General features: G+C 72.8%; 9 protein-coding genes and 1 tRNA gene. 4 read left to right on the top strand and 6 right to left on the bottom strand.

Annotated elements, in window-relative coordinates; translation table 11 throughout:
* Nucleotides 1-119 precede the first annotated feature (119 nt).
* The gene (locus NAEX_RS12805; RefSeq protein WP_096327791.1) at nucleotides 120-4,214 is read left to right on the top strand and encodes an Eco57I restriction-modification methylase domain-containing protein; all 4,095 of its coding nucleotides are present in this window, start codon (nucleotides 120-122) and stop codon (nucleotides 4,212-4,214) included.
* Nucleotides 4,215-4,275: 61 nt separating this feature from the next.
* Here NAEX_RS12805 and NAEX_RS12810 read toward each other — a convergent pair whose 3' ends face one another.
* The 4 genes from NAEX_RS12810 to NAEX_RS12835 all read right to left on the bottom strand — a co-directional run bounded on the left by NAEX_RS12810 (nucleotide 4,276) and on the right by NAEX_RS12835 (nucleotide 8,035).
* Nucleotides 4,276-5,418 carry a WD40/YVTN/BNR-like repeat-containing protein gene (locus tag NAEX_RS12810; RefSeq protein WP_143141073.1) on the bottom strand — a complete coding sequence of 381 codons (1,143 nt, stop codon included), beginning with the start codon at nucleotides 5,416-5,418 and terminating at the stop codon, nucleotides 4,276-4,278.
* 457 nt (nucleotides 5,419-5,875) lie between these two features.
* The gene (locus NAEX_RS12825; protein WP_143141074.1) at nucleotides 5,876-6,646 is read right to left on the bottom strand and encodes a CHRD domain-containing protein; all 771 of its coding nucleotides are present in this window, start codon (nucleotides 6,644-6,646) and stop codon (nucleotides 5,876-5,878) included.
* Between the two features lie 139 nt (nucleotides 6,647-6,785).
* Nucleotides 6,786-7,403, bottom strand: coding sequence for a hypothetical protein (locus tag NAEX_RS12830; protein ID WP_143141075.1), 618 nt, complete (start codon nucleotides 7,401-7,403; stop codon nucleotides 6,786-6,788).
* Nucleotides 7,404-7,537: 134 nt separating this feature from the next.
* Complete coding sequence (locus NAEX_RS12835) at nucleotides 7,538-8,035, bottom strand: hypothetical protein (RefSeq protein WP_096327797.1); 498 nt, start codon at nucleotides 8,033-8,035, stop codon at nucleotides 7,538-7,540.
* Nucleotides 8,036-8,173: 138 nt separating this feature from the next.
* Between NAEX_RS12835 and NAEX_RS12840 the strand changes: the two genes are divergently transcribed.
* Nucleotides 8,174-8,250: transfer RNA gene (locus NAEX_RS12840), tRNA-Arg, on the top strand.
* A gap of 428 nt (nucleotides 8,251-8,678) precedes the next feature.
* Here NAEX_RS12840 and NAEX_RS12845 read toward each other — a convergent pair.
* Nucleotides 8,679-9,041 (bottom strand): VOC family protein, encoded by a 363-nt coding sequence (locus NAEX_RS12845; RefSeq protein WP_096327798.1) that lies wholly within the window; start codon nucleotides 9,039-9,041, stop codon nucleotides 8,679-8,681.
* A gap of 28 nt (nucleotides 9,042-9,069) precedes the next feature.
* Nucleotides 9,070-9,972: a helix-turn-helix transcriptional regulator gene (locus tag NAEX_RS12850; protein ID WP_100793313.1), complete on the bottom strand. Its 903-nt coding sequence runs from the start codon at nucleotides 9,970-9,972 to the stop codon at nucleotides 9,070-9,072.
* A 92-nt stretch (nucleotides 9,973-10,064) separates the two neighbouring features.
* Between NAEX_RS12850 and NAEX_RS12855 the strand changes: the two genes are divergently transcribed.
* Both NAEX_RS12855 and NAEX_RS12860 read left to right on the top strand, forming a co-directional pair.
* Nucleotides 10,065-11,591 carry a c-type cytochrome gene (locus tag NAEX_RS12855; protein ID WP_096327800.1) on the top strand — a complete coding sequence of 509 codons (1,527 nt, stop codon included), beginning with the start codon at nucleotides 10,065-10,067 and terminating at the stop codon, nucleotides 11,589-11,591.
* Between the two features lie 126 nt (nucleotides 11,592-11,717).
* Entirely contained in the window at nucleotides 11,718-14,192 is a 2,475-nt protein-coding gene (locus tag NAEX_RS12860; protein WP_096327801.1) for a PAS domain S-box protein, read from the top strand.
* Nucleotides 14,193-14,218 lie beyond the last annotated feature (26 nt).

The raw sequence follows: 14,218 nt of genomic DNA on the forward strand, positions 1-14,218 counted from the left end.
CCGGGCCGAATATGCAGAGTTTGCCGCCCGGCGACTCGCGCGTTTTCGCCCGAGCGCAGCACGCGCGGCTTGGACCGTCGATTCATCCTCGCTACCCTGCGCCTGATGCGATCCGTCGCATGACCCAGCCTCGCACCCACGTCGTCGGCGCGCGCGTCGTGATCCGCGACGAGGAATGGCTGGTGCGCGCCGTTCGGACCACCGCTGCCGGGGCGGCCGAGTTTCACGTCGTCGGCCTCTCGCCGCTCGTGCGCGACCGAGAGGCCGTGTTCCTCGACAGCCTCGACGCGATCGAGGCGCTGCGGCCCGAGGACTCGGACCTCGTCCTCGGCCACTCCCCGCATTGCCGGCGCGGCCGCCTGCAGCTCGAGGCGCGGCCGTACCTCGGCCGCCGCGGCGCCGTGGGCCTCGAATACCGGCTCGACCCGGCGCCGGCACGCCGGCAGCACCCCGACCGCCACGCCTCTGCCGTCTCGGCCGACCTCAGGCGCGGCGCCCGCGAGGCGATCGAGCAGATCGCCGACGAGGCCGTGCATCACTACCGTCACGCCGACCGCTCGATCATCGAGCACCGCGAATTCGCCGACCTGCTCGCGCGCGAATGCGTGGTCTTTCTCTATCGCCTGCTCTTCCTGTTCTACGTCGAGGCCCGCGGCGCCGAGCTCGGCGTCGCGTCGATGCCCACCGACGCCCATCGCCGCGGCTACTCGCTCGCGGCCCTGCGCGACCTCGAGCAAGTCCCCCTCGACACTCCCGCCGAGCGCGACGGTCATTACCTCGACGCCTCGCTGAAGGTCCTGTTTCGCCTAATTCAGGACGGCCATCCCGATCCCGCTGATTCTCCGCATTCACCTCACTCCGCCGGCTTCGCCCGGTCCGGCCTGCGCAGCGAGCTGTTCGACCCCGCGCGCACCCCTTTGCTGTCGGCCGCCCGTCTGCGCAATCACGTCCTGCAGGACGTCCTGCGGCGATTGTCGCTCTCGCGTCCGCAGGGCAAGCAGCGGGCGGCACGGATCTCCTACGCCCAGCTCGGCATCAACCAGCTCGGCGCCGTCTACGAGGGCCTGCTCGGCTTCACCGGCTTCGTCGCCCGCGAGGACGTATATGAGGTCCGGGCCGCCGCCGACCGTGACGACGACGCCCGCACCTGGTTCGTCGGGCGCTCGCAGCTCTCCGCCTATTCGGAGGACGAGATCGTCCGCGGCGACGACGGCGAGCCGCGGCTCCACCCGCGCGGCAAGTTCCTCTATCGCTTGGCGGGCCGCGAGCGGGAGAAGAGCGCCTCTTATTATACGCCCGAGGTCCTGACCCGCTGCCTCACCCGCCACACCCTCGCCGAGCGCCTGCCCGGCGCCAGCGCCGACGAGATCCTCCGCTGGACGATCTGCGAGCCGGCGATGGGCTCCGGCGCCTTCCTCCACGAGGCGATCGACCAGCTCGCCGACGCCTACCTCGCGCGCAAGCAGGCCGAGCTCGGCCGCACGATCGCCGCCGCGCAGTACGTCCACGAGCGCCAGCGGGTGAAGTACCACTTCGCCGTCCACAATTGTTACGGCGTCGACCTCGACCCGCTGGCCGCCGAGCTCGGCAAGGTCTCGCTGTGGCTGGGCGTCCTCCACGCCGGCGCCGTCGCCCCGAACCTCGGCCTGCGGATCGCGGTCGGCAACAGCCTGATCGGCGCGCGGCGGGCCGTCTTCACCGCCGACGAGCTCGCGCGCCGGGGCGACGCCCGCGGCGAGCCGGCCGCGATTCCGCTGACCGCCGCGCGCCCGCAGGGCAGCGTCTATCACTTCCTCGTCGCCGACCCCGGCATGGTCGGCTTCGACGAGGACCGGCCGCTCAAGTCGCTCGCGCCGTCTGCCGTCGCCCGGATCCAGACCTGGCGCCGGCAAGTCCTCGCGCTCGACGTTTCGCGCGAGCACGAGCGCCTGTCGACCATCTCTTCCCACCTCGACGCCCTGTGGCGCGCCCACCTCGACGAGCGCAGCGCCGCGCTGCAGGCCCTTCGCCGGCCGCTCGCGCTGTGGGGCCAGCCCGCCGAATCATCGGACCCCCTCCACACCCCTGAATCCGCCGACGCCTTCGTCCGCGCGCTCGCCCGCCCCGACGCCCCCGGCCGCAAGCTCGCCGCGGTCATGGATTACTGGTGCGCCCTGTGGTTCTGGCCCATCGACCAGGTCGACGCGTTGCCGACCCGCGAGCAATGGCTCGCCGACGTCGAGCACCTCCTCGCCACCGGCGACCTCGACCGCGCCGCCGATCGCCCCGCGCTCGCCGTCGTGCGGCGCGTCGCCGACGAGCAGCGCTTCTTCCACTGGGAGGTCGCCTTCCCCGAGGTCTTCGCCGCGGGCGGCATGGACATCGTCCTCGGCAACCCGCCGTGGACCAAAGTCGTGTGGGAGGAGGCCAGCGTCCTCGCCGACCTGCAGCCGCGCCTCGGCATCGACAGATCGGCCACGAGCATCTCGCCCGCCGAGCGCCAGCGCCTCCTCGCCGACCCCGCCGCGCGCAGCCTCTACATGCGCGAGCTGACCACGAACATCGGCACCCGCAACTTCCTGAACAGCCGCCTCTACGCCCTCCTCGGCGGCACCGCCTCCAACTTGTACAAGGCCTTCCTCGTGCGCGCCTGGTCGCTCGCCGGCCCGCGCGCCGTCGTCGGCCTGTTCCATCAGACAGGTGTGTTCGACGACCCCGCCGGCGGCCCGTTGCGCGCCGAGCTGCACCACCGCCTGCGCTTCGCCGCCCGCTTCCAGAACAAGCTGATGCTGTTCCCGGACGTCCTGCACACCCGCCCGTACGCGTTCACGATCTGCGCCGGCCGGCGCGACCTCCCCGAGTTCCGCTACCTCGCCAACCTGCTCCACCCGCGCACCATCGACGAGTCACTCGTGCACGACGGCAGCGGCGACGTCCCGGGGATCAAGGGCGACGACGGCGAGTGGGACCTCCGCGGCCACCGCGACCGCCTCGTCCGCGTCGACGCCGACGCGCTCGCCCTGTTCCGCGCCGTGTTCGACGCGCCCGACACTCCGGTCGCCGAGGCGCGCCTGCCGATCGTCCACAGCGCCACGCTCCTGGACATCCTGCGCAAGTTCGCCGCCGCCCCGCGGCGCATGCTCGACCTCGCCGACGACTACACCGTCAGCGAGCACTTTCACGAGACCTATCAGCAGCAGGACGGCACGATCCGCCGCGCCACCCGCCGGCCCGACGACCTCGCGCAGTGGATCGTCTCCGGCCCGCATTACTACGTCGCCACCCCGTTCGCCCGCGACCCCAACGAGGCCTGTCGCAGCCACATGGATTACACCACGATCGACCTCGCCGCGATCGCCCCCGACTTCCTCCCGCGCACCAATTACCTGCCCGCCTGCGACGCCGACGAATACGCCGCCCGCAGCCCGCGCTGGCGCGACGCCCCGCTCGCCGCCCGCCACCGGTGGATCGCCCGCAAGATGCTGTCGCCCTCCGGCGAGCGGACCCTGATCGCCGCCGTCCTCCCGCCGGGGCCGGCCCACATCGGCGCCAGCGTCAGCCTCGCCTGCCGCGACGACGCCACCATGGTCCACTTCGCCGGCCTCACCGCCGCCCTGCCCTACGACTTCTGGCTCAAGATCACCGGCAAGTCGAACCTCAGCAACGACGTGATCAAGTTCCTGCCGCTGCCCGCCTTCGGGCGGGCCGCGATCGTCCTGCGCGCATTGCTGCTCAACTGCCTCACCGAGCATTACGCCGGGCTGTGGCATGATTTGTTCGTCGACGAGTTCCGCCGCGACGGCTTCGCCCTGGCCGACCCGCGGCTGCCCTCGTTCGCCGCCCTCGGCCCGCGCTGGACCGCCGACACTCCCCTGCGCAACCCGTTCGCGCGCCGGCAGGCGCTGGTCGAGCTCGACGTCCTCGCCGCGCTGGCGCTGGGTCTGTCCCTCCCCGAGCTGCTGGCGATCTACCGCCTGCAATTCGCCGTGCTGCAGCAGAACGAGCGCGGCACCTGGTACGACCGCCGCGGCAAGGTCGTCTTCTCCGACAACATCCTCCTCGCCGACCTCGGCCTGCATCGCCGCCGGTGGCAGCAGATCGCCGCGGCGGGCGCCGGCGACGCCTTGCCCGAGTGGGCCCGCGACGCCCAGGGCCCCTACGTCCCGCCGTTCGACCGCTGCGACCGCGAGGCCGACCTGCGCCGCGCCTACGAACATTTTGCCGCCCGCCTCTGAGGCGAAACAGCCGCCTGTCCCATCGAACACGTCGACTGTCCGAGGGGACAGGCGATCGAGCTCACGGCAGGCGGATGCCGTCGACGCCCCACAGCGCCGTCGCCGAGCTGTCGGTCGGCAGCCGCTTCAGCTCGCCTGCCTTCCAGCGCTGCACGAACGCCCCGTCGTCGTCGCCCCAGCCGACCAGGAAGCCGAGCTCGGCGTCGACGAGGTGCACGGCGGTGTGCGGCTCTTGCACGTCCTGCGTCGTCCACGTGGCGCCGTCCCACAGCGCAAGGACGGGCGGGCGGGGCCCGAACGACAAATCGGTCACCGCCATCCCGAAGCTCTCCGACGCGAACGACGCGCCGGTGACGAAGTTGCGCTCCTCGATGTCCTCGACCCGCGTCCACGTCGCCTGACCGTCGCGCGTGAGCAGGTTGAGCGGCTCGTCGGGCGTCGGCGCGTGCCCGCCTGCGGCCGCGACCGCGGGCGAGGCCACGGCCAGGCTGCTGAGCATGTTGTCCATGCCCTCGCGCTCGCTCGTCCACGACGCGCCGTCCCAGCGAAGGATGCTCGACTGGCCCAGCTCCGAGAACGAGCTGACCACCGCGAGCCCGAAGTCGGGACCGGCGAAGGCGATCTCGTGGACGGTCTGCCCGCTCGCGCCCTGCACCGGGTGCTCGACCTCGGACCACGTCGCTCCGTCCCAGCGGAGCATGGTCCCGTCCGAGCCGCCGACGAACAGCGTCTGGTCGTCGAGCGCCGCCACCGCGCTGAGGTTCGCCTCGGTCGGCGCGTCCATCGCCGTCCACGCCGCGCCGTCCCAGGCGAGCACGACCCCCGCCGAGCCGACCGCGAACGCCCGATCGGCCGCGAGCACGACCACGTCGTCGAGCTCGGACTCGACCGGCGAGCTCATGCTCTCGCACGCGTCCTCGCTGCAGTGCAAGATCGATCCCTGCTCGCCGACCGCGACGACGAACAGGCCGTCGCCCGGAGCGGCGCCGGTGGTCGTGCTGGCCTCGGTCGTGCCGGTGGTCGTCTCGCCGGTCGCGTCGCTCGTGGTCGGCACGCCCGTCGTGTCGACGCCGGTGCTCGTGCTCGGGTCGTCGCTCGTCGTCGGGTCGGTCTCGCTGCTCGACGCGCTCGTCTCGCTCGCGCCGCCGGCGTCTCCGCAGCCCATCACCATCAGCGCGAGCGCCGTCGCGGTCGCTCGCATCATTTTCGAAGAAAGCAAAAAGTAGTTCATGTCCGTACCGTAAGTGAGAGCGCCGGGCCTCGTGCGGCGAGCATTGCCGCTCGCCTGGCTCGGCGTCGCGATGGTCCCTCACGACGAACGAACGGTCCACCCCGGCCTGTCGGCCGGCATCCTCGAGCGTGAGCGGGAGATGCGCTCCGCGGGCAGGCCCGGCGGTCCGACGCCACGCAGACTCGGGCTCTGCGAGGTGTCGCAGGTGCGGGTCGGCGCCTTTCGCTGCATCCGCCCACTCGCTGCGGAGCGCGGGACCGCCGGCCGCAGGGAGCTCCTCGCCCCGCACCTGCGCGAGCTCGCGGCCACACCGAACCAGCCGCTTCGCGGATCGACATGAAGGCGGCCTCGTCGGCGAGGCCGCCCTTGACCCATCCGTTCGTGACGCTCGAAACGCACGGCGCCCTGGCGGGCTGCGAGCCATCACCGCTCAGCGCGGCGCGGCCGGGTGGATCTGCCCGCGGATGTCGCCGAAGTACGTCTGCCCGGTGGTGTGCAGATTGAAGTAAAGCTCCCCGTCGCGGGCCAGCTGCGCCATGCCGGCCACGGTCGACACCTTCACGGGCGCGACGCTGCCGAGCGACGGGCTCGGGATCACGCAACCCGAAGTAAACGCCCCGATCAGGCCGTGCGCGTGCTCGACGGTCTTGGTGAGGTGCTCGTTGCGGATCTCCACCGAGAACACCCCGTCGGCCAGGTTGCTCGGCAGGTCGGTGGCGTGGGCGAAGTCGACGAGGATCGGGCCGAGGATCCCGGGCCTGCCGCAATGGATGTGGAACATGTTGATCGTCTTCGGATCGATCCCCTCGATCTTGACGTCGACGAACGCCCGGCTGAAGTCATTGGTAAAGCGGACCTGCCCGTGTGCCCGGTGGCCGGCCGCCTCGCGCGCGGCCCGGCTCTGGGACGGCGTGCTCGAGCGGAACTGCTTGGGCGTGGTCGCCGGCGTGTTCTCCTCCTCGTCGCCCTCCTGGTGCGGCGTCAGGAAGGCCTCGTAGACCGCCCCGATCTCCGTCCCCCGGCTCGGGTCGAGCTCGGCCGCGCTCGCCGCCGTCGCCGCCGCTGCCGCCGGCGTCGGCGCGACCGTCGGCGCCGAAGCGACCGCTGCCGGGTCGGGCGCGGCCGTGGTCCGGCCCTCGGCCCGCGTGTCGCAACCAACCAGCAAGATCGCACCCAGAAGAACAACGCGTCGTCCGTCCATCGCTCCTCAGGTTAGCGGGCTCGGCCGCGCCGTGATGGCGACACGTGGACACCGGGTGGTCCGAATTTGGACTCGAGCGCGCGCCGGCGAGCTGTCGTGAAGACGCCGGCACGGGCCGCTCGCGTGACCCTCGGTCAGCCTACGCGGCCTCGCAGAACACCTCCATCACCAGCTCGCCGATCGACCCCCCGAGGTAGGCCGCGCACGCGTCCCCGCACAGCTCGACGACGTAATCGCCGCCCTGCTCGTATTGCACCCACATTACATTGGGCTCGCTGCAATCGACCTCGCCCTCCGCCAGCGACGCGCCGTCGAGCCGGACCGACAAGATCTCCGAGTGACATGCCGCTGCCACGATCCCGGTCGGCACGACGCAGGTCCCGAGGTCCTTGGGCAGCGCCGTGGTGTCGCCGCACTTGCAGCAGTCCCGGAACAAATCGCAACCTGCGGAGCACAGGTTTTGCGACGGATCGACGATGCATTCCTCGGTCGCCGTGGTCGCGTCCCCGGTCGAGGACGTCGTGCTCGTGCTCGTGGGCTCCCCCGTCGTGTCCGGCCCGGTGGTGACGCCTCCGCGGGTGGAGCTCGACGCGGTCGGCCCGTCCTCGCTCGTGCTCGTGCTCGTCGCGCCGCTCGTGCTCGTGCTCGAGCTCGTGCTCGCACCGGTCGAGCCCGTCGTGTCTCCCGACGTCGACGGCTCGCACGCCAGCCCGAGGATCGCCCAGCACCACCCGGCCACCCCACGCATCGTCCGCATCACAGGACTCCGTGCGGGCAGCATAGCGGACCGGGCCGGGCCGCGCGCCTCGTCCGCGCTCGTCCGCGAGCCGTCGCCAGCCGCGAGACTCGGGCTGGCCCCCCTCGTTCAGCCGGCCGACCGATCGGCCCACCTCACAGGAACGTCGCCATGTAGACGACGAGGCAGTACCACGGCGTGCCGGCGAGGACGATCGCCCGGCGGCCGCGGGCGAGGTCGCGGCGCGAGCCGCCGGCGATCAGCAGGCCGAGGGCGAGGCACCAGACCACGGCCGCGATCGCCACCGCCAGGGCGAACGCCTTGAGGATGAACGGGGCCAGCCCGGGGACGAACAGACCGGCGGCGGCGACGACCGTCAGGAGCAGCGGCACGTAGGCAAGCGCGAGGACCGCGCGGGACAGCCACGGCCGCGAGTGGTCGCTCGCCCGGCGGGCGTGGGACAGCGCCCACGAGGCGATGAACACCAGGCTGCCGAGCAGCGCGAGGGCCACCCCGCCGAGCACCAGCAGCTCCTGGGCGCGACGGAAGATCTCCCGCAGGCGGTCGAGGCCGCCGAAGGCCCGGTCGAGGCCCTCCAGGAGGGTGGAGCCGAACACGGCGAGCGGGAGGAGCAGCGCGAACGCGGGGCGCATCGACGACCAGTGTACCACCCCGAAGCCAGGGCCCAAGGCCGCGGCCACGGGCGCGGCCGGCGTGGACCCGGCGCCCGCGCACCCGGCGAGGGGCTTGCAAGCCGTGACCTCCTGGGGTAGAGATCCCGTCCCCAACTTGCGTGTGTAGCTCAGTTGGATAGAGCGTTGGCCTCCGAAGCCAAAGGTCGCAGGTTCGACTCCTGCCACGCGCGCCAGCCCGAGCGCCGCCCGGACCCCGGGCGGCGCTCGTCGCTCTCGGGTCCGCAGGCGCGTCGGGGCCGCCGCCGCACATGTCTCTTCGGACATGCCTGAAAGCGCAGGCCGCCCCGCGGCGCCGCTGCCGAACCCGCGGACGGCCGCGGACCTCGTGCCCGGCGCGCGCGGCAGACCTCGCTGCCCGGCCGGCCCCGCCGGGGCTGAACGGGCAGGCGGCCTCGTCGACGACCTCGCGCCGGCGCGAGCGGTCGTCAGCCTCGCCGTCATCCCGTCCGTCCCGAGGACGGTGCACCTCGCCGGCAGCCCCGTCCGGCACGAGGCGCAGCCGCGCGCCTCATCCCCGCCGCCCCCCTCCCACGACCCCGCCCGCAGCCGCCTCACGAGTTCGTACGGCCATGCTTTTCAAGACATGTCCGAACGGTCATCCTCACTCGGGCGTGTGGCAGACCGCCTCGATGTTGTGGCCGTCGGGGTCGGTGACGAACGCCGCGTAGTAGTTCGGGTGGTAGTGGGTCCGCAGCCCCGGCTCGCCGTTGTCGCGGGCGCCGGCGGCCAGCGCCGCCGCGTGAAACCGGCGCACCTCCTCCCGGCTCTTCGCGCGGAAGGCCAGGTGGATCGGCTGGACCTCGCCGGTCGGGGCGAGCCACAGCTGCGGCGCGCCCGGCAGGCCGATGCCGGCGGTGGAGGCGTCCTCGTGAATTGTCACGGCCCCGAGCGGGGCCAGGGCGGCCGCGTAGAAGCCGGCGCTGCGGGGGAGATCGCGGACGTTCAGGTTCAGGTGGTCGAGCATGGGCCCGGTGTAGCCGGGGACCCGGGGCCTAGACTTGGCGGATCTTGCGAATGTGGTGCCGCTGCCGCCAGCGGCCCGGCGACAGCCCGACCAGGCGATGGAACGTGCGCACGAAGTTCGACAGGTCGCCGAAGCCGACCTCGAACGCCAGCTCGGTGACCGGCACCTCGCTCTCGCACAGCCGGGCCGCGGCCCGCTCGACCCGCGTGCGCACGAGGTACTGGTGCGGCGTCACCCCGAACACCGCGCGGAACAGCCGCAGGAAGTGGAACGGGCTCAGGCCGACGTGGCCCGCCACGTCCCTCAGCAGCAGCGGCTCCGTCGCGCGCTCGGCGATGAAGCGCGCCCCGGCGACCGCCCGCTCGCGGTCGCTCGCGCTCGCGCCCGGCCGCGGCGACCGGGGCGAACCTGTCTGAAGGGACAGCTCGCCGAGCACCTCGGCCGTCAGCGCCAGCGCCAGCGCCTCGATTTCGGGCGCGCGGGTCCGGTCGCGCGAGTCGGTCGCGGCGGCGAGGGCCCGCGCGAGCGCGGAGATCCGCGGACGCGGGGCCAGCGCCGGGGCCGCGAACAGCCGGCCCGGGGCCGCGTGGGCCGACGCGGCCGCCGCCAGCAGCGACTCCGACAGCGCGAGGCTCAGGCACACGTCGCCGACCCCGTGCTCGTGCGAACAGACGAACGCCTCGTCGACCTCGCCGAGCAGCACCGACCCGGCCACCAGCGCGTGGGTGCGATCGCGGCAGCGGTAACAGAAGCTGCCGGCGAGCACGAACGCCAGCGACGCCTGCCGGTGCTGCTCCGGGAACGGGCGGTCGCGGGGCCCCGCGTGGCACACGTGACGCGTGACCGTGATGTCGGGCAGCTCGGCCAGCAGTTCGACGCGCGGCCGCGCGGCCGCGGGGTCGGCGCGAGACGGCGTGGGGCCTTCCGCCACCCGACCTTGTGTACCGACACCGCGCGCGCGGGTCAACCGCGCTCTGGCTGGCCCGCGCGACTTGCGATACGGTCGCGAGCGCCAGGACGGCCATGGAAATCGCAGCGAGCGTCACCCTCGGACTCTTGTTCCTGATCTCGGGCTTCGCCTCCCTCTTCTTGATGTTCAAGCTGTGGGGCTGGCCGGACGGGCATCAACCGGGCATGTCCAAGGCGCCGCTGCACCTCGTGCGGCTGCACGACATCTTCAAGGTCGTCTTCACCGCGCTCTACGTGGTGATGATGATCGTCATGGTCCCGCGGCTGTGGAACTACCAGGTCGAGCTGCCGCCGCGCTCGGCCGTCCACGTCAGCCTCGGGTTTTTGCTCGGCGTGCTGCTCATCGTCGAGCTCACCTTCTACCGCGTGTTCCGCCACCTGCAGGACTGGGTCCCGCCGCTCGCCACCGCGGTGCTCGGCTGCGCGGTGCTGCTGCTCGGCCTGTCGGTCCCGAGCGCCCTGCGGGAGTTCGGCCTGGCCCGCGGCCAGGTCGGCGGCGGCGTCTACAGCGTCGAGAACCGGGCCCGCGTCGCCCGCCTGCTGCCGCTGGCCGAGATGCCCGCCGACGCCCCGCTCGCCGACCTCACCACCGTCGAGGCGCTGCGCCACGGGCGGGAGATCCTCGCCACCAAGTGCGTCGTCTGCCACGACCTCAAGACCGTCCTCGTCCAGCCGCGCGCGCCGGCCGGCTGGTGGCGCACCGTCGAGCGCATGGCCGACAAGCCGACCTTCGACGACCCGCTGACCGAGCGCGAGCTCTACGACGTCACCGCGTACCTCATCGCCATCACCGGCGACCTCCAGCGCTCGGCCCGCCAGCAGCGCGAGCAGAGGCTCAAGCAGCAGCAGGCGATCGCCCCCGTCGACCCGGCCGCGCCGGCGCCCGCCTACGACGCCGCCGCCGCGCAGAAGGCGTTCGAGACCCGCTGCAGCGAGTGCCACGAGCTCGCCGAGGTCGACAAGAAGCCGCCCACCTCCGCCCGCGAGGTCAAGGAGGTCATCGAGCGCATGGTCGCCGACAACGGCATGACCGCCCCCGCCGGCGAGCTCGACCTCTGCTACGCCTTCATGGTCCGCAAGTACGCGCCGAACGAGGTCGCCACCGCCCCGGCCACGCTCGGCGCGGCCGTCGGCGCCGAGGTCCAGGCGGCCGTCGCCGTCGCCAGCGCACCGCCTGCCCCTTCGGACAGCAAGCCTGTCCCCTCGGACAGCAAGCCGACCCCGGCGGACGTCCCGCCGCCCGCCGCCGAGCCCGACGTGGTCCTCGACGACGCCCCGCCCGCGGCCCCCGCCGCGCCGGCCGCCAAGCCCAAGCCGGCCGCCAAGGCGATCGACGCCCGCGGGCTCTACGTCAAGCACTGCGCCGCGTGCCACGACGTCAGCGGCAAGGGCAAGCCGGGGCTCAAGAGCAAGGGCATCCCGGACATGACCGACAAGAACTGGCAGAAGAAGCACGGCAAGGCCTCGGTCGCCCGGGCGATCAAGGCCGGCATCCCGGGCACGATGATGAAGGCGTTCGCCGCCAAGATGAAGCCCGAGGAGATCGACGCCGTCGCCGCCTTCGTCAAGAAGATGCGCTGACGCCGGGGGCGGCCGGTCCGCCGGCCTTCGCGGAGCGGCCGCGACGACGGCCGCGCGCTCGGGCCCGGGCTGCTGCGTCGCCCGCCGGTGGCGCCCACCCGCGCGGCCCATAGTCGAAGGGAGGCCATGACCTCCCCCGGCGCCATCGCCCACCGCGGCTTCAATTTCGCCGACCTCGAGCGCCTGGCGCCGCTGCTGTTCGCCCTGCTGGAGAACGCGCCGGAGTTCGTGCTCCTGCTGTCGCCGGACGGCGTCATCCGTCACATGAACCGGACCGCCGCCGGCACCTCGATGACCGAGGCGGTCGGCCGCAGCATGTTCGAGTACATCGAGCCGGAGTCGCACGCGGTCGCGCGCGCCTCGCTGGAGCGCGTCGTCGCCACCGGCCAGCCGCAGAGCTACGAGTGCGTCGGCACCGGCGCGCACGGCCAGCCCACCCGCTACGAGTCGCGGGTCGGCGCCGTCTGCGAGGGCGGCGAGGTCGTCGCCGTGCTGCTGATCGCCCACGACATCAGCAAGCGGGTGGCGATGGAAACCGAGCTGCGCCAGAGCCGGGAGCAGCTCGCCCTCGCCGTCGCCGCCAGCGGCCTCGGCCTGTGGGAGTGGCACCTCGACAGCGACACCGTCGTGTGGAACGAGGTCATGCGCCAGCTCCACGGCCTCGCCCCCGAGCAGGTCCCGCGCAACTTCGCCGACCTCTTCGACACCCTCCACCCCGAGGACCGCGCGGGCCTGGCCGCCCACGCCCGCGAGGTCGCCAGCGTCGAGGACTTCGTCGACTTCGAGTACCGCATCATCAAGCCGGGCGGCGAGATCGCCTGGCTGCTCGTCCGGGGCAAGCCGGTCAGGGACGACCGCGGCCGCGTCGTCAAGATGATGGGCGGCGTCGTCGACATCACCGCCCGCAAGCAGGCCGAGGAGGCCCTGCGGCGCGAGGAGGAGCGCTACCGGTCGCTGGTCGCCACCCTCGCCGAGGGCATCGTCGTCGTCGACGTCGCCGGCCAGGTCGTCACCTGCAACGCCAGCGCCGAGCGGATCCTCGGCCGCTGCCGCTCCCAGCTCCGCGATTCGATCGGCCTCGTTAGCTCGTTGCGCGCCATCCACGAGGACGGCAGCCCGTTCCCGCTCGAGAGCTGGCCCGCCGTCCTGACCTTGAGGACAGGTGAGCCGCAGGTCGGCGTCATCATGGGCATCTACCGCCCCGACGGCGCCCTCGCCTGGGTCTCCGTCAACTCGCAGCCGCTCTACCACGCCGGCTCGGCGGCCCCGTACGCGGTCGTCACCTCCTTCTTCGACATCAGCGACCGCAAGCGCGCCGACGCCGAGCGCGAGCGCCTGCTCGGCGACGAGCAGCGGGCCCGCCGGCGCGCCGTCATCCTCGCCGAGGCCGGCAAGCTGCTGGTCTCGCAGCGCGACGTCCACGCCGCGCTGGTCGAGTTCGTCCACCGCCTCGTCCCGGAGCTGGCCGACTTCGCCGCCGTCGAGCAGCTCGACGAGGACGGCCGGTTCGGGGTCGCGCGGCGGGTCAGCGTCGCCGCCGGCGACCCCGAGCTCGAGGCGCGCTACCTCGACCTGCGCCGGCGCCAGCCGCTGGTCGGCGACTGTCCGCTGCTCGAAGTCCTGCAGCGCGACGAGGTCCGGCTGTCGTCCGCGCGGCCCGACGCCCCGCTGCTGGCGCTGCCCGGCGTCCCCGAGACCGACGCTTACTTGGCCCCGCGCCTGCGCTACCGCGCGATCGCCCTCGTCCCGCTGGTCGCCCGCGGCCGCCCGCTCGGCGTCCTGATGCTCGCCACGCACGGCCGCGCGCTCGGCCCCGACGAGCTGTCGCTGATCGACGAGCTGGCGCTGCGCGCCGCCCAGGCGATCGAGAGCGCCCGCCTCTACACCGAGATGGAGCTCGCCCTGGCCAAGCGCGAGGAGTTCATCGCCGTCGCCTCGCACGAGCTGCGCACCCCGCTGACCCCGATCGTCCTCCAGGTCGACCGCCTGATCCGCCGCGCCCGCGGCGACGGCGAGTTCTCCGCCACCTCCTGCCTGCCCAAGCTCGGCGTCATCCAGCGCCAGGCCGACCGCCTCCACCGCCTCATCGAGGAGCTGCTCGACGTCTCGCGGATCACCGGCGGCCGCCTCAAGATCGAGGTCGAGGACGTCGACTACGCCGAGCTCCTGCGCGCCACCGTCGAGCACTTCACCGAGCCGCTCGCCCGCGCCGGCTGCGAGATCCACCTCACCGCCCCGCTCTACGCCTCCGGCCGCACCGACCGCACTCGCTTCGAGCAGATCGTCAGCAACCTGCTCGCCAACGCCATGAAGTACGGCGGCGGCAAGCCGATCGAGCTCGAGCTGACGCAGGACGACGAGACGATCACGCTGTCGGTCCGCGACCGCGGGATCGGCATCTCGGCCAACGACCAGGCCCGGATCTTCCAGCGCTTCGAACGCGCCGTGTCCGAGCGCCACTACGGCGGCCTCGGCCTCGGCCTATGGGTCGCCCGCCACGTCTCGGAGGCGATGGGCGGCCACATCAGCGTCACCAGCGCCCCCGGCGCCGGCTCGGTGTTCGTCGTCAAGCTGCCGCGCCTCGTCGCCGAGGCGCAATGATCGGAGCTCACGATTCATCATAGCGA

This window comes from Nannocystis exedens, assembly GCF_002343915.1.
Taxonomy (GTDB): Bacteria; Myxococcota_A; Polyangia; order Nannocystales; family Nannocystaceae; genus Nannocystis; species Nannocystis exedens.

Excerpts from the sequence above, each read along its gene's own strand:
- NAEX_RS12830 (WP_143141075.1), bottom strand. The coding sequence starts at position 7,403 with ATGCGGACGATGCGTGGGGTGGCCGGGTGGTGCTGGGCGATCCTCGGG.
- NAEX_RS12825 (WP_143141074.1), bottom strand. The coding sequence starts at position 6,646 with ATGGACGGACGACGCGTTGTTCTTCTGGGTGCGATCTTGCTGGTTGGT.
- NAEX_RS12805 (WP_096327791.1), top strand. The coding sequence starts at position 120 with ATGACCCAGCCTCGCACCCACGTCGTCGGCGCGCGCGTCGTGATCCGC.
- NAEX_RS12835 (WP_096327797.1), bottom strand. The coding sequence starts at position 8,035 with ATGCGCCCCGCGTTCGCGCTGCTCCTCCCGCTCGCCGTGTTCGGCTCC.
- NAEX_RS12845 (WP_096327798.1), bottom strand. The coding sequence starts at position 9,041 with ATGCTCGACCACCTGAACCTGAACGTCCGCGATCTCCCCCGCAGCGCC.
- NAEX_RS12855 (WP_096327800.1), top strand. The coding sequence starts at position 10,065 with ATGGAAATCGCAGCGAGCGTCACCCTCGGACTCTTGTTCCTGATCTCG.
- NAEX_RS12860 (WP_096327801.1), top strand. The coding sequence starts at position 11,718 with ATGACCTCCCCCGGCGCCATCGCCCACCGCGGCTTCAATTTCGCCGAC.
- NAEX_RS12810 (WP_143141073.1), bottom strand. The coding sequence starts at position 5,418 with ATGATGCGAGCGACCGCGACGGCGCTCGCGCTGATGGTGATGGGCTGC.